Below are 16,983 nucleotides of genomic sequence, written 5' to 3'. Positions count from 1 at the left end.
CCCGCCGGGGTCCGACCCCGGCGGGTTATCACTGCTCTTAAGTCTGCCGCACCATCAGCATGGTCGGCAGCATTTCGGACTGCACAGGCTGGGACTCGATCAGGCCCAGCATTTTTTTCGCCAGCAGCACGCCGCCGTCGCGCAGGTACTGGTGCACGCTGGTCAGCGGCGGCACGAAGCTGGCGGCGCTGGGCGTGTCGTCGTAGCCGATGACGGACACCGACTCCGGCACCCGCATATTCTTTTCCGCCAGCGCCCGGATGGCGCCCATGGCCAGCGAGTCGCTGGCGGCAAACACGCCGTCGAACACCGGCCCCTTCTTCTTCAGCAGCGAGGAAATGCAGTCAAAGCCGGCCTCGAAAGTGAAGGCCTTGGGCCGCATGATGTGCACCGTGCCCTGCCCGCCCAGCGCGTCGATAAAGCCGGCGCAGCGCTCCTGCACCTCGGCGTGGTCCACGTCGCCCAGGAACACCAGCTTGCGGCGGCCCAGGTCGATAAAACGCTGCGCGGCGCTGACGCCGCCGGCCCGGTTGTCCGAGCCGACCACGATATAGTCGCCACCCGGCTCCGGCGCGCCCCATACCACCAGCGGCAGGCCGGTCTTCTGCAGCGCGTGCACCGCCTCGCCGTGCGAGCCCTGGCCCAGCAATATCATGCCGTCCGCGCCCTGCACCGGCGCCGTGTCCAACAGCTGCTTGGAGGTCAGCACCACGCTGTAGCCGGCCGTCGTCAATTCCTGCGTAATGCCGCCCAGCAGCTCCAGCGGATATGGGTCCGACATCGGCCGCCCCTTCACGGGCGTCATTTCCACCACCACCGCCACCGAATAGCTGCGGCGCATGCGCAGGTTGCGCGCGCTCACGTTCAAGCGGTAGCCCTGCTCGCTGGCAATCTGGCGCACCTTGTCGCGGGTCTCCTGCGTGACCAGCGGGCTGTCGCGCAGCGCACGCGACACGGTAATCTTCGATACCCCCGCCAGCTTGGCCAGGTCCTCCATGGTCTTAGGTGCAGGCATGCATTACTTTCTTGTCTTCTTTTCAGTACTTGCGACGCATTATGACAGATTTTTTGACACGCAACACACCAAATGACATCGATAACAATTTTATTGACATCGATATCATTTGTGGATTTAATGGCTACACTGTCGCAGCAATGACCTCTGCGAAGCGTGTGGACAGTGGCATCATGTCCGTGAGACAGCACGATTACCTCGATAAGAAAGAGAAGCATATGAACAGCTCGAAACAGTTTCTGTTGTCGTCAGTGACGCTGGCCGTCCTGACCCTGATGAACCAGGCGGCACAGGCGCAGGACGCCACACCGCCCGCCGCCCCGGCCAAGGACTCCGTGGCCGCCGAACTGCAGCAAGTGGTGGTGACCGGCGTGGCCGCCTCGCGCGGCGTGCGCAAGCTCGACTCGGCGTTTTCCATCACCACCGCCAGCGAAGAACAGCTGAAACAGGCCTCGCCCAGCAGCACCGCCGACGTGATGAAGCTGGTGCCCGGCGTGTACGCCGAAGCCACCGGCGGCCAGTCCGGCGCCAATATCGAAGTGCGCGGCTTCCCCTCCGGCTCCGATTCGCCCTTCGTCTCGGTGCAAATGCAGGGCAACCCCATCTATCCGGTGCCCACCCTGTCCTTCTTCGAGGGCTCGTCCGCCTTCCGCCTGGACGACACCATCGAGCGCGTGGAAGTGCTGCGCGGCGGCCCGAGCACCATCTTCTCCAGCGGCCAGCCGGGCGCGACCATGAACTTCATCCTGAAAAAGGGCACGGACACGCCGGAAGGCAGCATCCGCTTCACGGCCGGCACCGGCGAACTGCGCCGCGTGGACCTGTACTACGGCGGCAAGATCGGCGACGGCTGGTACGGCAGCGTGGGCGGCTTCTACCGCACCGCGCACGGCGTGCGCGACGCCGGCTTCCCGGCCGACGACGGCCACCAGATCACCGCCACGCTGACCCGCAAGCTGGACCAGGGCGAACTGACCCTGTACACCCGCAGCACCAGCGACAAGAACGCCTTCTACACCGGCGTGCCGCTGATCTCGGCCAACGAAGGCCGCAGCATCAGCGCCTTCCCCGGCTTCGACCCGCTCAAGGGCACCTTGATGAGCGGCGAAATGCGCCGCTTCACGCTGGAAGCGGCGCCCGGCAAGACCCTGACCTACGACCTGGGCGACGGGCGCGGCCTGAAAGGCAACGTCTTCGGCGCCGAGTTCGACCAGACCTTCAGCGGCTGGACCGTATCGAACAAGTTCAACCGCTTCGACGCGGACATGAACACCATCGCCATGTTCACCGGCAACAATCCGCTCACCATGGGCGCCTACAAGGCGGCGGCCATCGCCTCGGCCAACGGCAACGCGGCCACGCTGGCGGCGGCGGGACGTCCGGCCACGTCGGCCACGGCCACCTTCACCAACGGCGGCGGCGCGGTGTCGGACAGCACCCAGGTGGTGCAGGCCGGCCTGTGGGCGGTGGAGAAAAAGCTGAAATCGTTCACGGACGAGCTGCGCGTCAGCCGCGAATGGATGCAGGGCAACACCGTCACCGTGGGCGCCTATTTCGCCAGCTACTCCTCGGACGACGTCTGGTACCTGGGCAACAGCCATCTGATGACGGCCGTGCCAAACGCCAGCCTGATCAACGTCAAGCTCAACAACGGCGTGGTGGTGTCCAACAACGGCACCGACGGCAATGTGTTCTACGCGCCGAACGCGTCCTACGACGGCAGCAACACCGCCTTCTACGTGAGCAATGAATGGAAGGTGAACGAGCGCATCAAGGTCGACGCCGGCGCGCGCCGCGAGCGGCAGAAGATCGACGGCTCGGTCTCCAACCTGGTCTCGGCCGACACCGACAACAACCCGCTCACCGTGTACAACAACGGCACCTCGATGCCCAACGGCGCCTACACCGCGCTGGGCCGCAAGGACACGGCCAGCTCCTTCACCATCGGCGGCAACTACAAGCTGAGCAAGGACGCCAGCGTGTTCGCGCGCGCCAACACCGGCCACACCTTCATCACCTTCGACGACCTGCGCAACGCAGGCAGCCAGAAGGCGGTGGACGACCGCAGCGGCCTGCCGACGCCGAAAATCAAGCAGCTGGAAGTGGGCTTCAAGACGGTGGGCGAGCTGTACAGCGCTTACATCAACGCCTTCCACACCGAGTTCGACGGCATCGCCTTCCAGCAAATCCTGTCCAACGGCAGCATTCTGAATTCCACCAGCGGCTCCAAGGGCAACGGCCTGGAGTGGGAAGTATCGGTACGCCCGGTGCGCAACCTGACGCTGACCTTGACGGGCGACTACCAGAAGTCCGAATACAAGGACAATCCGGCCACCGAAGGCAAGACGGTGCAGCGCCAGCCCAAGCTGCAGTTCCGCTTCACGCCGACGTACAAGATTCCGCTGGGCGAGGACAACTCGGTCAAGCTGTATGGCACCTACACCAAGATCGGCGAGCGCTGGGCCGACCAGGCCAATCTGCAATACCTGCCGTCCTACCGCACGCTGGACCTGGGCGCGCTGTTCTCGCTGGGCGACAAGATCGAGCTGCGGCTGGCCGCCACCAACGTCAACAACGAGCTGGGGCTAACGGAAGGCAACTCGCGCCTGAGCAGTGGCAACAGCGGCCCGATCAATGCGCGTCCGCTGTTCGGCCGGGCGGTGGAAGGATCGCTGCTGTACCGTTTCTAAACGGAACTCCCCTGTAGGCTTGGGCAAGGCCGTCCCCTTCCGGCCTTGCCTTTTTTTGTATTGCAACCTCGCCAATTTTGGCCTACGCTTGAGATACAGTCCGCTCTGAGGGTGCACCGTGGTTACCGTCACGTCCGTCAATACGCTGCGCAATGCGGTTGCGATTGCTGAACGTAAAGTCCAGCAGGACCAGACGCGTGTGGACCAGGACGCCAGCCGGCTGCAGGACAGCCGCGCGCAGCTGGCAAAAGACCAGGAGCAGCTCAGCACCCGGCAAAAAGCAAGCCGCGCGGCCGAGAGCGCCAACACCCCCACGCCGGCCCCCGTCCGGCTCGACAGCACGATCACGAAACCAGTCCCCGCCAGCCTCGACGGCCTGCCCCGCGCCCCCCAAGTCAACGCCCAAGGCCAGACGGTCGGCCGCCTCATCAACGTCACAGTCTGACACGCCTCACCCGCCTCTTACAAGCGCTCCCAGCCGCATTCCCCTCCCCCCGGGGTCAGACCCCGAAATGCTTACAGTGCGGCTCAGTTTGCTTTGTTCCCAGAGCCTAGCCGCCACCAAATCGCCTTCAATTAGGACAAATCCTCTATGCCCCATCCCGAAAGCCGAAGCACTCAGCGGACTCCTACAAGCGAGCTGAGCCGCATTTTTCCGCATTCGGGGTCTGACCCCGGTGTGGGGGGAATGCGGCTCGGCTTGCTTTGCCTTAGAGGGATTGCAGCCACCATTTGCCGGTGGCGGGGATGTGGCGCAGGTTGAGCTGCTGGCCGATCTCGGGGGTGGCGAGCACTTGGCCGCGCTGCTCGGCCAGGGCGCTGATGCGGTCGAACGGTTCGTTCCACGCATGCATGGCCAGGTCGAAGGTGCCGTTGTGGATCGGCATGAGCAGCTTGCCACGCAGGTCGATATGGGCCTGCATCGTTTCTTCGGGCTGCATGTGGATGTCCGGCCATTGCGGGTCGTACGCGCCCGTCTCCAGCATCGTCAGGTCGAAGGGGCCGTATTTGTCGCCGATCTCTTTAAAACCCTTGAAGTAGCCGGTGTCGCCGCTGAAGAAGATGCGCTGCCCGCCGGCCCGGATCACCCACGAGGCCCACAGCGTCTTGTTGCCGTCGCTTAGCCCCCGGCCCGAAAAATGCTGCGCCGGCGTCGCCGTCAGGCGCACGCCGTCCACGGCGGTCGATTGCCACCAGTCCAGCTGCTGCATCTTGGCGGCTGGCACGCCCCACTTGACCAGCGTGTCGCCCACGCCCAGCGGGGCGAGGAAGTGCTCGGTCTTGGCCGCCAGCGCCAGCACGGCGGCGTGGTCCAGGTGGTCGTAGTGGTCGTGCGACAGGATCACGCCCTTCAGCGCCGGCAATTCCTCTATGCTGATCGGCGGCTGGTGGAAACGCTGCGGTCCCAGCCATTGGAACGGCGAAGCACGCTCGGAGAACACCGGGTCGGTCAGCCAGAACCCGCCGTCGAGCTTGAGCAGGATGGTCGAGTGGCCCAGCCGGAATACGCTGTTGTTGGGCGCCACCAGCAGCTGCTCGCGCGTGATGGCGTGCACCGGCACCGCCTTGGCCGGCGCGGTATCGGCGGGCTTTTCGAAGGCTATGCGGTACAGGATGCGCAGCGTGCCCATGAAGCCGGCCTTGTGCATCTGCACCGGGTTGCGGAATTTGCCGTCGCGGTACTGCGGCGAGGCGTGGTCGAGTTCTTGCGGGGACAGGGTGCAGTAAGCCATGGTCAGGATTCCCATTAGAAAGGTGAGCGATGCGAGGCGTTTCATCGGCAGGCCAAAAAGTACACTGCACAGTGTAGTTTCATTTTTTGAGAAAGTAAACTACCCGGTGTAAAATACCTGCATGGACACTACCCGCCTCACCGACCGCAAGCACCAGGCCATCGTCGGCGCCGCCGTGGCCGAATTCCGCGCCAACGGCTTCGACGCCACCAGCATGGACAAGATCGCCGCCACTGCCGGCGTGTCCAAGCGCACCGTCTACAACCATTTCCCCAGCAAGGACGCGCTGTTCGCCCATATCCTGCAGCAGCTGTGGGACAGCAGCGCGGCCCTGCAGGCCTTGCGCTACCGCGCGGACCAGCCGCTGCGCGCGCAACTGCTGGAGCTGATGGGAACCAAGATGGCGCTGCTGCGCGACGGCTATTTCCTCGACCTGGCGCGGGTCGCCATCGCCGAGGGCATCCACCACCCGGAGCGGGCGCAGGAAATGGTGGCCAGGCTGGCCGACAAGGAGGAAGGCGTGGCGGCCTGGCTGCGCGCGGCGCAGGCCGACGGCAAGCTCAAGCCGCTGGACCCGGTGTTCGCCTCGCATCTGCTGCAAGGCCAGCTGAAGGCCTTCGCCTTCTGGCCGCAGGTGACCATGGGCCAGCCGGTGCTGGAGCCGGCCGCCGAAGCCGCCCTGATCGCGACGGCGGCCGATATATTCCTGGCCTATTACGCGGCGTAGCCGGCCAACTCAGCCAAACCGGACCGCGTACACCGGCGGCATATTGCTGGAGATGGTCTGCCAGTAGTCGCCGCCGTTGGCCGACAGCCACACGCCGCCGGTGGTGGAGCCCATCAGCAGCGTTTTGCCGTCCTCGGCCACCGCCAGCCCGTGCCGGTAGACCAGGTCGTAGCAGTGTTCCTGCGGCAGGCCGTTGCGCTGCGCCGTGAAGCTGGCGCCGCCGTCGGTGCTGCGCGTGGTGGCCATGGCCGCGTCCACCGGGATGCGCTGCTGGTCGGCCACGCCGGGCGCGAACCAGGCCGTGTCGCCGTCGCGCGGGTGCACCGCCACCGCGAAGCCGAAGCTGGACGGCTGCACGTCCTTCACTTCCGTCCAGCGCGCGCCGTTGTCCACGCTGCGCCAGATGCCGCTGTGGTGCTGGCACCATAATTTATCCGGCTCGCCTTCGCAGCGCACGATGCGGTGCGGGTCCTGGGCCACGCCGTCTTCGGCCAGCTCGGGCGGCATATAGCCGGCCACCATGCCGCTGGCGCGCAGGCGCCAGCTGGCGCCGCCGTCCGTGGTGAGCCACACGCCGCCCACCGACACGCCGACCAGGATGCTGCGGCTGTCGCGCGGATCGACGCAGATGCTGTGGATGCCCGCCACGTCGTAGCCGCCGCCCATCCACTGCCGGCGCTCGGGCAGGTTCCACAGGGATTCCACCAGCTGCCAGCTGTCGCCCCGGTCGCTGGACTTGAACAGGCCGCCCGGCAAGGTGCCGGCCCACAGCACGCCCGGCTCGTCCTTGCCGCCCGCTTCCAGGCACCAGATCTGGCGCAGCGTCCAGTCCACCGTGTCGTCGCTGCCTTCCGGCTTGGGCGGATAGACCGGCACGCCCACTTCGGTCCAGCCGTCGCTGCCGGCGTCGCGCCGGTGCAGCTTGGTGCCGAAGTGGCCCAGGTTGAGCGCGGCGTACAGCGTGCCGTCGCGCTCGTCCGCCAGCACCTGGCTGACCGGCTCGCCAAGGAAATGGTGGCCCTCCAGCTGCCACACGCCGTTCCGCGGCGCCAGTTCGAACAGGCCCTTGCGGGTTGCGAGGTATGCGCGGTCTGCCATGGTCAGCCTCCTGAAAGTGCTTGCAAGATATAGATCTGGGAATCGGGCCGCAGCGGGTCGTCCAGCCGCTTGCGGTCGCGGCTGCGCTGGCCGTCGATGAAGATGACGACGTTTTCGCGCAGGCAGCCCTGGTCGTCGAGCACGTAGCCGCGCAGGCGCTCCTTGCCCTCGAAGGCGGCGGCCAGCGCGGCGCGCAGGTCGGCGGCCTGCACCTCGATCCGGGGTACGGGCAGGAAGCGGGCTAGTTGCTGCGTAAAGATAATCTGCGCCATGCGTGGCTCCACCAGGCTCCTGGACCGGAAATTCTAGCGCGTATCGGGGGCGCTTGGGACTAAAATGCAATCAGGGCAACCACAGGAGCAACACATGTCGATCACGCGTGCGGAACTGGAAACGCTGATGCTGGAGGTGGAGCAGGAGGACCCGATCGATTTCGCCGACCTGCCTTTCGACGAACAGGATTTGCGCGGCCTGGTGGCCAGCCACCTGGTCGACATGGCCGACGCCATGGAGTCGTTCAGCGAGGAGGACCGCCGCCTGACCTTGATGGCGGTGGCGGCCAAGCTGGTGCTGGAGAATCTGGTGCTGCACATCCAGATGCTGCGCCAGCACGGCTTGCCGCTGAGCGGCACGGCCGATGCGCTGCTGGGCAGGCTGCGCCGGGGCGATCTGGGCGATATGGGCGGCGGCGAGCCCGATTGACCCCGCCTTAGGCCGCGTCGATGCGGCGCGCGGCCGGCACCGCCAGTTCCAGGTCGGACTGGGCCACGGCCACGCAGGGCAGGATGTGGCCTTCGCGCTTTTCGTCGGCGCTCAGGCCCGGCCATTCGACCAGGTAGCGCACGCTGCCGCTGCCCATGTGGCAGATGCAGGTGCGGCAGGTGCCGTTGCGGCAGGAGCTGGGCAGGCGGATGCCGGCCTGCTGCGCCGCCATCAGCACGGTGGCGGCGCCGTCGGTCTCGAACTGCCAGCCCTGCATGCTCAGGCTGACCTTCATTTCACCTGGCAGGCGCTGCGCGCGGCGGCCAGGCGCTCGTCCTTCTTGCGGTCGATGGCGGCGGACTGGCCGTTGTTCATCAGTTCTTCCACTTCGGCTTGCGGCACGCTGTCCCAGTAGTGGCTGGACACGCACTCGCAGTATTTCGGCACCAGCTTGAGGTTGCGCGGCGCGCCCGGCCCCGTGTTGCCGGCGCGTACGCAGGCGTTGCGCTCGATTTGCTTCACGCCGTCCAGGCGCGGGTTGGCGGCGGGCGCGCTGGAAGCCGGCGCGGCGGCGGCATGGGCGGCGGCCAGCAGGGCCGCCAGGATGATGGTCAGACGCATAAAAGTTTCCCGGATGAATTACTCCGTGCATCTTACACCGACTTGGCCCGCGCCCCTTGCCCGCTGCGCCGTCAGGCCAGCTGGCGCACCCTGGCGGCGCCGGCCAGTTCCTTGAGCTTGAACACCGCCATCGCCTGCGCCACGCATTCGGTCTGGTGGGCCAGGCTGGTGGCGGCGGCCGCCGCCTGCTCCACCAGCGCCGCGTTCTGCTGCGTGATGTCGTCTATCTGTATCACCGCCTGGTTGACCTGCACGATGCCGTTGCCCTGCTCCTTGGTGGCGGTGGAGATCTCGTCCATCACGCTGGTCACGCGGCTGACGGACTTGATCACCTCGCTCATGGTGGCGCCCGCGCTGCCGGTCAGCACCGATCCGGCGCTCACCTTCTCGATCGACAAATCGATCAGCTCCTTGACCTCCTTGGCCGCGCTGGCCGAGCGGTGCGCCAGGTTGCGCACCTCGCTGGCCACCACGGCGAAGCCCCGCCCCTGCTCGCCGGCCCGCGCCGCCTCCACCGCCGCGTTCAGGGCCAGGATATTGGTCTGGAAGGCGATGCCGTCGATCAGGCCGATAATGTCCAGGATCTTGCGCGAGGAGCTGCTGATGTCGTCCATCGTCGTCACCACTTGCGACACGATGTTGCCGCCCTGCTCGGCGATGTGCGAGGCCGCTTCGGCCAGTTCGTTGGCGCTGGCCACGCTGGTGGCGCTCTGCTGCACATTGGTGGTGAGCTGCTCCATGCTGGCGGCGGTCTGCTGCAGGCTGCTGGCCTGCGACTCGGTGCGGCCGGACAGGTCCTGGTTGCCGCTGGCGATCTCGGTGGTGGCCTGCTTGATCTCGTCGAAATTGCTGCGCACGTCGCCGATAATGCTGTGCAGGTTCACATTCATCTGGCGCAGCGCGGCCAGCAGCTGGCCCATGTCGTCGTCGCGCGGCACGTCGATCACGCCGGTCAGGTCGCCGCCCGCCATCTTGCGCGCCGCCGCCGTGGCGCGCGCCAGCGGCGCGACGATGGCGCGGTGCAGGCTGTACCAGAAATACAGCACGATGGCCGCCGCCAGCAGCGCGGCGCCGCCCAGCCAGCCGCCGTAGGCGCCGTCCATGCTCCAGAAGGCCGCCGCGAACACCAGCATGCTGGCGCTGAGCCAGGCGCAGTTGATGCCGAGGTGGCTGGCCACGGACAGCTTGCGCAGTTCATTGAAGCGCGCCAGCACGCCGCTGCGCAGCACGCGGCCGTTGCGGATGCGCAGGCCGTTCGGGTTGCCGTTGCGGATCTCGCGGTACAGCTCGGATGCCTGCGCCACCTGCTCGCGGCTGGGCTTGGTGCGCACCGACATATAGCCCACCGGGCGGCCGTTTTCCACCACCGGCGTCACATTCGCCAGCACCCAGTAGTAGTCGCCGTTCTTGCAGCGGTTCTTCACCATGCCGGTCCACGGCATGCCGCCCTTGATGGTGGTCCACAGGTCGGCGAAGGCTTCGGCCGGCATGTCCGGGTGGCGCAGGATGTTCTGCGGCGCGCCCAGCAGCTCGGCTTCCAGGAAGCCGCTTACTTCGATGAAATAGGGATTCGCATAGTTGATATTGCCCTGCAAATCGGTGGTCGAGACGATGGTCTTGCCGTCCTCGAGGACGTATTCGTTCTGGGTGACAGGGGTGTTCTGGCGCATCGCATATCCTCGCTGGAGTGGGGCGGTCGATACGCGAGGCGGGGTCAGGGGCTCGCTGGGGAAGTTTCAGTATAGCCAGCGATTTGCCCCGAATTATCTCCAATTGTTGCAATCGTGAATTTTTTTAGCGCCCGGCGTCGATGCTGCGGTTGATGATGGGCAGGTCCAGCTTGCGCGGCCCGGCGCGGCGGCCGGACGGCGCCGTGTTGCGGTAGACCACCAGTTCCTTCTCGTAGGCCTTGACGTTGTTCGGCGTGGGGATGCGCGCCACCACCTCGAACCGGGCCTGCGCCAGCACGCGCTCGAAACGCTGCATCACGGCCAGGTCGTTCCAGAAGCCGGGCTGCACCACCAGGTAGCTCACGTTCAGGTCCTGGATCTGGCGCAGGATGTCGTCCTCGCTCAGGTCGTGCTCCGTCACGCCCAGCTCGCGCCGCACGGCCACGTTCAGCAGGATCTTGTCCGCGCGCACCACGGTCAGGTCGCGGCGCTCCTCGTGGGTGCGCATATTGAACACGAAGGAACCGTCGCGGTAGCCGGAGAAGAGCACGCTGCTGTCCCTGGGCGCCTGCGCGGCGACCAGGCGCGCGGCCTCGGCGAAGCCGCGCACATAGGGCACGGGACGCAGCAGCGTGGTCTGCAGCAGCGCCGCGCCGGCCAGCGCGGCCAGCGCAGCCAGCTGCCAGGACGGCCGTGGCAGGCGCGCCAGCAGCAGCGCGGCGGCCAGCACCAGCGGCGGCAGGATGAAGACGCTATGGCGCGCTTCCTTCAGGTCGATGGCGGAGAAGAACAGATAGCCTGCCAGCAGCCAGAGCAGCCAGAACACCAGGTCGCCACGGCTCAGGCCGCCCTCCCCTCCGGCACTGTCCAGGCCGCGCCGGCGCACTGCCGCCACGGCGCCGGCCAGCAGTCCGGCGGCGGCGGCCGCCAGCACGGCCCAGCCCATCTGGCCGGGGAACTGGCGCAGATACCACAGCCAGCCGCCCAGCGAATTGCGCGACACCAGCGAGTCGTTGATGCCGGACGCGGACTGGATGTTGGCCTGGCCGAACTTCACCGTCAGCACCAGCAGCGGCACCAGGCCGATGCAGGCCAGCAGCGCGGCCAGCCACAGGTGGCGGTCTTTCAGCATGGCGGCGCGGCGTTCGTACAGCAGGGTGCCGGCGTAGGCCAGCGCCAGGAAGCCGGCCGTCAGCTTGGTGTACATGGCCAGCAGCAGCAAGGCGGCCGCGCAGTACAGCAGCAGCGGACGCGCCGTGCGCCGGTAGCGCGTAAACAGCACCGCGCTCCAGATGAAGAAGGCCAGGCTGGGCACTTCCAGCATCACCTGGCGGCCCCAGAAGGCGATCTCCGGCAGCGCCGCCAGCGCGGCGGCGGCCAGCGCCGCGTGCCAGGCCGGCAGCCAGTTGCGGAACAGCGCCCACGCGCCCCAGGCGAAGGCCACGTAGTGCAGCGCCACCACCAGCAGCGCGGTCGCTTCGGACACGCCGAACAGGGCGTAGAACGGCGCGCTGATGGCGTAGAACAGCGGCGGGTAGAACAGGATGGTGAGCGCCGGGTACTGGGCGTAGTAGTCGTAGGCGTAGCGCGACGGGTCGGACCAGGGTGCAGCGGCCACCAGGTCCTTGACGAAGACGCCGTTCAGGGCGTGGCGCGGCGCGTCGCTCCACCAGTAGGAGCCGTCCGCGTGCGCGCCCATGAACAGCAGGCCCACCAGCGCGGCCAGCAGCAGGTGGATGGCCAGGGTGCTGCGCGGGCTGCTGCTCGAGATGCTGCGCGGCGCCGTCATGCGCGCTTCCCGGCGCTGTCGTACACCGCCATATAGTTGTTGACCATGGCAGCCATGCTGAATTCCTCCACTGCGATATGGCGCGCCGCCGCGCCGTGCGCGCCGCGCAGCCCGGCGTCGCCGCCGTAGGCCGCCAGCAGGCCGCTCAGCGCGTCCACGTCGCCGGGGGGGAAGAAGCGGCCGCATACGCCGTCCTTCACCAGTTCCAGGTTGCCGCCCACGCCGGTGGCCAGCACCGGCAGGCCGCAGGCCATGGCTTCCAGGATGGTGTTGGAGATGCCCTCGGACAGCGAGGGCAGCACGAACACGTCGAAGCTGGCAAGGATGGCGGGCACGTCGTCGCGCGCGCCGGACAGCCACACTTGCGCGCCCACGTCCAGTTCCGCCACCAGCGCCTGCAGCTCCGCTTCCAGCGGTCCGCCGCCGACGATGGCCAGGCGCAGGCGCGGCCACAGCGCCGGCTGCGTTTCGCGCAGGCGGGCGAAGGCGCGCAGCAGCGTGGCCTGGTCCTTCACCGGCTGCAGGCGGCCGACGGTGCCGATCAAAATATCGTCCGGGCCGGCAAAGCCGTCCGGCAGTGCGGGGCGCGGCGCGCCGGGCGTGCGCGGGGCGAAGCGCGCGGTGTCCACGCCGTTGTAGACCTGGCGGATGCGCGGCTGCGCCACGCCGACGCGGCGCGCCAGGTAGCGCGCCAGGTCCTGCGACACGGTGATGTAGCGGTCCACCAGCGGCGCGTGCAGGCGGCGCAGCAGCGCCGGCTTCCACTGGCTGCCGTCCAGGTCGCCCACGTCCCAGCCGTGCTCGCCGTGCACGCAGGTGCGCACCCCGGCCAGGCGCGCCGGCAGCAGCGCGTCCAGTCCCGACATATTGCGCGAATGGACGATGGCCGGCCGCAGGCGGCGGAACAGGCGCAGCATTTCCAGCCGCATGCGCCAGATGCCGATGCGCGAGCGGTGCAGCGCAATCACTTCCACGTCGGCGCGCGCGATGCGCAGGCGGAAGTCGTTGTAGTTCTCCACGCACACAATGGCGTGGCGGTAGCGTTCCGGCGGCATGGTGTTGATCAGGTTGACCAGGCCGTTCTCCAGCCCGCCCATCACCAGGTGGTGGATCACGTGCAGCACCAGCGGACGGGTATCGGCCTGCGCGCCCGGCGGCGGGCTCAACGGTGCGCTCAAGGACGCACTCCGCTCGGCTGCCACACGGGCGAGCTGCGGCCCTGCAGGATGTCGCGGAACAGGCGCAGCTGGCCCTCGGTGGTGGCGTCCCAGCTGAACAGCTCGGCGTAGCGGCGGGTGTCGGCGCGCTCGGGCGGGGCGGCGCGCAGCGCCTTGACCGCGTCGGCCACGCCCAGCGGCGTGCGTTCGCGCATCAGCACGCCGGCCGCCGGCGCGGCCACCACTTCCGGCGTGCCCCACACATTGCTGGCCACCACCGGCGTGCCGCAGGCCATGGCCTCCAGCAGCACATTGGCCCAGCCTTCGCGGCTGGAGGCCAGCACCATGGCGTCGGCCGCGTTGTAATAGCGCTTCAGTTCCGGCTGCGCCACCGGGCCGAGGAAGCGCACCCGGTCGGACACGCCCAGCTGCGCCGCCAGCGCTTCCAGCTTGGCCCGGTCCGGGCCGCTGCCGGCGATCAGCAGTTCCGCGTCCGGCAAGGCCGGCAAGGCCGCGATAATCAGTTCGTGGCCCTTGCGCTCGATCAGGTAGCCGACCGACAGCAGGGTGTAGCGGTCCAGGCCCAGTTCGCTGCGCACCGCGTCGCGTTCCGGCAACGGTGCGAAACGCTGCAAATCCACGCCGTTGCGCAGCGGCGTCACGCGGTCCGCCGCCACCCCGAGCTGCACCATTTCATCTTTTAAGGCCTGGCACACGGTAATCATGCCCTGGGCGTTGCGCGCAGCCCACAAAATCATGCGTTTAGGCAAAGAATATTGCGGGATCAAATTAATGTCCGTGCCGCGCGCGGTGATCACCACCGGCTTGTTGAAGTACTTGCCCAGCATGACCGCCGCCACGCCGTCCGGATAAAAATAGTGCGCGTCGATCAAATCGAAGTCATAGCCTTCGTCCAGGATGCGGCCGATCTCGGCTTTGGCGGCGCGCGCCAGCAGCAGCGGCGCCACCCGCATGCCCACCTTGGGCAGGCTGACATAGCGCGGATGGCTCACCTGTATGCCGTGCCGCTCCTCGTGCCGCGGCACTTTGGCATAGGTGGCGTACTGGCCGAAACGCGGATTGCTGGACGGGAACCACGGCACCGGCGCGACCACGCGCGAGGTGGCCTGGCCGCTGGCCAGCAGATAGCGCAGCCGGGTTTCGACAAAGATACCGTGGCCGGGTTGTTGCTCGTTGGGAAATAAGGTGCTGAAGGTAAGTAGCTTCATTTTATGGGTAGCGGACGGTGGGCAGACGGTGGGCGTTTACGCCGCACTGCGGCACGTTTACTGATAATAAAATTGAAAGTACAATTACGCAAGAGCTACGCTTGGACGGCCAAGCACATTCCTCCCCTCGCCTCCCCCGGCGTTCCAGTCTACGGGCACACTATATGAATATTTCTGTGATAGGTTCGGGCTATGTCGGTCTCGTGACCGGCGCCTGTTTCGCCGATGTTGGCAACACTGTGCTGTGCCTGGACGTGGACGAGCGCAAGATCGCTCTCCTGAACAGCGGCGGCATCCCCATCCATGAACCCGGCCTCGATACGCTGGTGGCGCGCAACGCCGCCGCCGGCCGGCTGCTGTTCTCCACCAGCTACGACGACGCGGTGGCGCATGCCGACGTGATCTTCCTGGCGGTGGGCACGCCGCCGGACGAGGACGGCAGCGCCGACCTGCAGTACATCCTGGCCGCCGCGCGCAGCATAGGCCAGCGCATCACCCGCCCGGTGATCGTGGTCGACAAGTCCACCGTGCCGGTCGGCACCGGCGACAAGGTGCGCGACGCCATCGCCGGCGAGCTGGCCAAGCGCGGCGCCGAGGTGCAGTTCGACGTGGTGAGCAATCCCGAGTTCCTGAAGGAAGGCGCGGCGCTGGAGGACTTCACGCGCCCGGACCGCATTATCGTCGGCAGCGACAACCCGGCCGCGCTCAAGCAGATGCGCCTGCTGTACGCGCCGTTCAGCCGCCAGCACGAGAAATTCATCGAGATGGACGTGCGCAGCGCCGAGCTGACCAAGTACGCCGCCAACGCCATGCTGGCCACCCGCATCAGCTTTATGAACGAGCTGGCCAACCTGGCCGAGCTGCTGGGCGCGGACATCGAGTCGGTGCGCCTGGGCATGGGCAAGGACCCGCGCATCGGCCCGCAGTTCCTGTACGCCGGCATGGGCTACGGCGGCTCCTGCTTCCCGAAAGACGTGAAGGCGCTGATACGCACCGGCGCCGACCATGACCAGCCGCTGCGCATCCTGCAGGCCACCGAGGACGTCAACGAGCGCCAGAAGAATGTGCTGTTCGACAAGCTGGTGCGCCATTACGGCAGCGCCGGCGCGCTGCACGGCAAGACCATCGCGCTGTGGGGCCTGGCCTTCAAGCCCAACACCGACGACATGCGCGAAGCGCCCAGCCTGGTGCTGATACGCGCGCTGTTCGCGGCCGGCTGCAAGGTGCGCGCCTACGATCCGGTGGCCAGCGCCGAGGCCGAGCGCCTGCTGCTGGCCGAGCACGGCCAGGCGCGCTGCGCCGACCTGCTGTTCCTGGCCGCCTCGGCCAAGGAGGCGGCCGCCGGCGCCGACGCGCTGGTGCTGGTGACCGAGTGGAAGGAATTCCGTTCGCCGGACTTCCGCTACCTGGCCGAGCAGCTGCGCGACAAGGCGGTGTTCGACGGCCGCAACATCTACGACCTGGAAGCGGTCAGCGCTGCCGGCCTGTCCTATGAAGGCATAGGACGCATCAACCACGCCGTCCATCCATGAACGCCCCGCAAAAAGTGCTGGTGACCGGCGCGGCCGGCTTTGTCGGCAGCGCCGTGGCGGCGCGCCTGGCCGCCATGGGCCACGCCGTGGTCGGCTGCGACAACTTCAACGACTATTACGATCCGCGCCTGAAAACCGGCCGCGTGCAAACGCTGCTGGCCCCGGCCGGCGTGGCCTGCCACAACGTGGAGCTGGCCGACGGCGTGCAGGTGCAGGCGCTGTTCGAGCGCGAGCAGCCGGCGCTGGTGGTGCACCTGGCCGCGCAGGCCGGCGTGCGCTACTCGCTGGACAATCCGGCCGCCTATGTGCAGTCCAACCTGGTGGCCTTCGGCCATATGCTGGAAGCGTGCCGCCACCACAAGGTGCAGCACCTGCTGTACGCCAGCAGCAGCAGCGTGTACGGCGCCAACGCCAGCCTGCCGTTCAGCGAGGACGACCGCTGCGACGGCCCGGTGTCCATGTACGCCGCCACCAAGAAGGCCAACGAGCTGATGGCGCATTCCTACAGCCACCTGTTTGGCCTGCCCGCCACCGGCCTGCGCTTCTTCACCGTCTACGGACCCTGGGGCCGGCCGGACATGGCCTACTTCAGCTTTGCCGAGAAGATGATGCGCGGCGAAGCGATACCCGTGTTCGCCGAAGGCAAATTGAGCCGCGACTTCACCTATATCGACGACATCGTGGAAGGCGTGGTGCGGCTGCTGCACAAGCCGCAGCCGGCCGGCGAAGGCGCGGTGCCGCACGCCGTGTTCAACATCGGCAACCACCAGCCGGTGCGCGTGCTGGAGTTCATCCAGACGCTGGAGAAGGTGCTGGGCGTGGAAGCGAAAATGAATTTCCTGCCGATGCAGCCGGGCGACGTGCCCGCCACCTATGCCGCCATCGACAAGCTGCGCGGCTGGGTGGGCTTCGCGCCCACCACCACGCTGGAAACGGGCTTGTCCCGCTTCCGCGACTGGTATCTGCCGTGGCGCGCGCAGCGCGACGCGGCAGCGCCAACGACAGCCGGCTGACGCGCCG

16 protein-coding genes are annotated in these 16,983 nt (G+C 67.2%); 6 read left to right on the top strand and 10 right to left on the bottom strand.

Going from position 1 to position 16,983, the window contains the following annotated elements; translation table 11 throughout:
• Positions 1-37: 37 nt before the first annotated feature.
• Complete coding sequence (locus KT882_RS03085; RefSeq protein WP_161074987.1) at positions 38-1,015, bottom strand: LacI family DNA-binding transcriptional regulator; 978 nt, start codon at positions 1,013-1,015, stop codon at positions 38-40.
• Between the two features lie 218 nt (positions 1,016-1,233).
• Here KT882_RS03085 and KT882_RS03080 point away from each other — a divergent pair, with 218 nt between their 5' ends.
• Both KT882_RS03080 and KT882_RS03075 read left to right on the top strand, forming a co-directional pair.
• Positions 1,234-3,705 (top strand): TonB-dependent receptor, encoded by a 2,472-nt coding sequence (locus KT882_RS03080; protein ID WP_228894377.1) that lies wholly within the window; start codon positions 1,234-1,236, stop codon positions 3,703-3,705.
• A gap of 118 nt (positions 3,706-3,823) precedes the next feature.
• Complete coding sequence (locus KT882_RS03075) at positions 3,824-4,150, top strand: hypothetical protein (protein WP_228894376.1); 327 nt, start codon at positions 3,824-3,826, stop codon at positions 4,148-4,150.
• Positions 4,151-4,415: 265 nt separating this feature from the next.
• Here the strand turns inward: KT882_RS03075 and KT882_RS03070 are convergent, their stop codons facing one another.
• Positions 4,416-5,438, bottom strand: coding sequence for an MBL fold metallo-hydrolase (locus KT882_RS03070; protein ID WP_228894374.1), 1,023 nt, complete (start codon positions 5,436-5,438; stop codon positions 4,416-4,418).
• 121 nt (positions 5,439-5,559) lie between these two features.
• On the opposite strand from KT882_RS03070, the gene KT882_RS03065 reads away from it, so the two are divergent.
• A complete protein-coding gene (locus tag KT882_RS03065) occupies positions 5,560-6,165 on the top strand; it encodes a TetR/AcrR family transcriptional regulator (protein ID WP_161074983.1) in 606 nt (201 codons plus the stop codon).
• A 9-nt stretch (positions 6,166-6,174) separates the two neighbouring features.
• Here KT882_RS03065 and KT882_RS03060 read toward each other — a convergent pair whose 3' ends face one another.
• Both KT882_RS03060 and KT882_RS03055 read right to left on the bottom strand, forming a co-directional pair.
• Positions 6,175-7,263, bottom strand: coding sequence for a WD40/YVTN/BNR-like repeat-containing protein (locus KT882_RS03060; protein ID WP_161074982.1), 1,089 nt, complete (start codon positions 7,261-7,263; stop codon positions 6,175-6,177).
• A 2-nt stretch (positions 7,264-7,265) separates the two neighbouring features.
• A complete protein-coding gene (locus KT882_RS03055) occupies positions 7,266-7,535 on the bottom strand; it encodes a MoaD/ThiS family protein (protein WP_161074981.1) in 270 nt (89 codons plus the stop codon).
• A gap of 94 nt (positions 7,536-7,629) precedes the next feature.
• Between KT882_RS03055 and KT882_RS03050 the strand changes: the two genes are divergently transcribed.
• A complete protein-coding gene (locus tag KT882_RS03050; RefSeq protein WP_161074980.1) occupies positions 7,630-7,965 on the top strand; it encodes a hypothetical protein in 336 nt (111 codons plus the stop codon).
• Between the two features lie 7 nt (positions 7,966-7,972).
• On the opposite strand, the gene KT882_RS03045 is transcribed toward KT882_RS03050, so the two are convergent.
• The 6 genes from KT882_RS03045 to KT882_RS03020 all read right to left on the bottom strand — a co-directional run bounded on the left by KT882_RS03045 (position 7,973) and on the right by KT882_RS03020 (position 14,431).
• The gene (locus KT882_RS03045) at positions 7,973-8,260 is read right to left on the bottom strand and encodes a 2Fe-2S iron-sulfur cluster-binding protein (protein WP_161074979.1); all 288 of its coding nucleotides are present in this window, start codon (positions 8,258-8,260) and stop codon (positions 7,973-7,975) included.
• A complete protein-coding gene (locus KT882_RS03040) occupies positions 8,257-8,586 on the bottom strand; it encodes a hypothetical protein (protein ID WP_161074978.1) in 330 nt (109 codons plus the stop codon). Before KT882_RS03040 ends, KT882_RS03045 begins: the two co-directional genes overlap by 4 nt.
• A 71-nt stretch (positions 8,587-8,657) precedes the next feature.
• A complete protein-coding gene (locus KT882_RS03035; protein WP_228894372.1) occupies positions 8,658-10,256 on the bottom strand; it encodes a methyl-accepting chemotaxis protein in 1,599 nt (532 codons plus the stop codon).
• Between the two features lie 124 nt (positions 10,257-10,380).
• Positions 10,381-12,045 carry a glycosyltransferase family 39 protein gene (locus KT882_RS03030; protein WP_228894368.1) on the bottom strand — a complete coding sequence of 555 codons (1,665 nt, stop codon included), beginning with the start codon at positions 12,043-12,045 and terminating at the stop codon, positions 10,381-10,383.
• The gene (locus KT882_RS03025) at positions 12,042-13,223 is read right to left on the bottom strand and encodes a TIGR03088 family PEP-CTERM/XrtA system glycosyltransferase (RefSeq protein ID WP_228894367.1); all 1,182 of its coding nucleotides are present in this window, start codon (positions 13,221-13,223) and stop codon (positions 12,042-12,044) included. Before KT882_RS03025 ends, KT882_RS03030 begins: the two co-directional genes overlap by 4 nt.
• Positions 13,220-14,431, bottom strand: coding sequence for a glycosyltransferase family 4 protein (locus KT882_RS03020; protein ID WP_161074975.1), 1,212 nt, complete (start codon positions 14,429-14,431; stop codon positions 13,220-13,222). The genes KT882_RS03025 and KT882_RS03020 overlap by 4 nt, the downstream gene beginning before the upstream one ends.
• Before the next feature lie 164 nt (positions 14,432-14,595).
• On the opposite strand from KT882_RS03020, the gene KT882_RS03015 reads away from it, so the two are divergent.
• Both KT882_RS03015 and KT882_RS03010 read left to right on the top strand, forming a co-directional pair.
• Complete coding sequence (locus tag KT882_RS03015; RefSeq protein ID WP_161074974.1) at positions 14,596-15,963, top strand: UDP-glucose dehydrogenase family protein; 1,368 nt, start codon at positions 14,596-14,598, stop codon at positions 15,961-15,963.
• Complete coding sequence (locus KT882_RS03010; RefSeq protein ID WP_228894365.1) at positions 15,960-16,976, top strand: NAD-dependent epimerase/dehydratase family protein; 1,017 nt, start codon at positions 15,960-15,962, stop codon at positions 16,974-16,976. Before KT882_RS03015 ends, KT882_RS03010 begins: the two co-directional genes overlap by 4 nt.
• The last annotated feature ends 7 nt before the right edge of the window (positions 16,977-16,983 follow it).

Source organism: Pseudoduganella aquatica, assembly GCF_020865585.1.
Lineage (GTDB): Bacteria > Pseudomonadota > Gammaproteobacteria > Burkholderiales > Burkholderiaceae_D > Rugamonas > Rugamonas aquatica_A.
The sequence above is the reverse complement of the archived record's forward strand: the minus strand, read 5'-3'. Positions and strand labels throughout refer to the sequence as shown.

Bases quoted from the DNA above. Each gene is read 5' to 3' on its own strand.
- KT882_RS03065 (WP_161074983.1), top strand. From the start codon at position 5,560: ATGGACACTACCCGCCTCACCGACCGCAAGCACCAGGCCATCGTCGGC.
- KT882_RS03015 (WP_161074974.1), top strand. From the start codon at position 14,596: ATGAATATTTCTGTGATAGGTTCGGGCTATGTCGGTCTCGTGACCGGC.
- KT882_RS03070 (WP_228894374.1), bottom strand. From the start codon at position 5,438: ATGGCTTACTGCACCCTGTCCCCGCAAGAACTCGACCACGCCTCGCCG.
- KT882_RS03045 (WP_161074979.1), bottom strand. From the start codon at position 8,260: ATGAAGGTCAGCCTGAGCATGCAGGGCTGGCAGTTCGAGACCGACGGC.
- KT882_RS03035 (WP_228894372.1), bottom strand. From the start codon at position 10,256: ATGCGCCAGAACACCCCTGTCACCCAGAACGAATACGTCCTCGAGGAC.
- KT882_RS03085 (WP_161074987.1), bottom strand. From the start codon at position 1,015: ATGCCTGCACCTAAGACCATGGAGGACCTGGCCAAGCTGGCGGGGGTA.
- KT882_RS03010 (WP_228894365.1), top strand. From the start codon at position 15,960: ATGAACGCCCCGCAAAAAGTGCTGGTGACCGGCGCGGCCGGCTTTGTC.
- KT882_RS03030 (WP_228894368.1), bottom strand. From the start codon at position 12,045: ATGACGGCGCCGCGCAGCATCTCGAGCAGCAGCCCGCGCAGCACCCTG.
- KT882_RS03050 (WP_161074980.1), top strand. From the start codon at position 7,630: ATGTCGATCACGCGTGCGGAACTGGAAACGCTGATGCTGGAGGTGGAG.
- KT882_RS03040 (WP_161074978.1), bottom strand. From the start codon at position 8,586: ATGCGTCTGACCATCATCCTGGCGGCCCTGCTGGCCGCCGCCCATGCC.
- KT882_RS03020 (WP_161074975.1), bottom strand. From the start codon at position 14,431: ATGAAGCTACTTACCTTCAGCACCTTATTTCCCAACGAGCAACAACCC.
- KT882_RS03060 (WP_161074982.1), bottom strand. From the start codon at position 7,263: ATGGCAGACCGCGCATACCTCGCAACCCGCAAGGGCCTGTTCGAACTG.
- KT882_RS03055 (WP_161074981.1), bottom strand. From the start codon at position 7,535: ATGGCGCAGATTATCTTTACGCAGCAACTAGCCCGCTTCCTGCCCGTA.
- KT882_RS03080 (WP_228894377.1), top strand. From the start codon at position 1,234: ATGAACAGCTCGAAACAGTTTCTGTTGTCGTCAGTGACGCTGGCCGTC.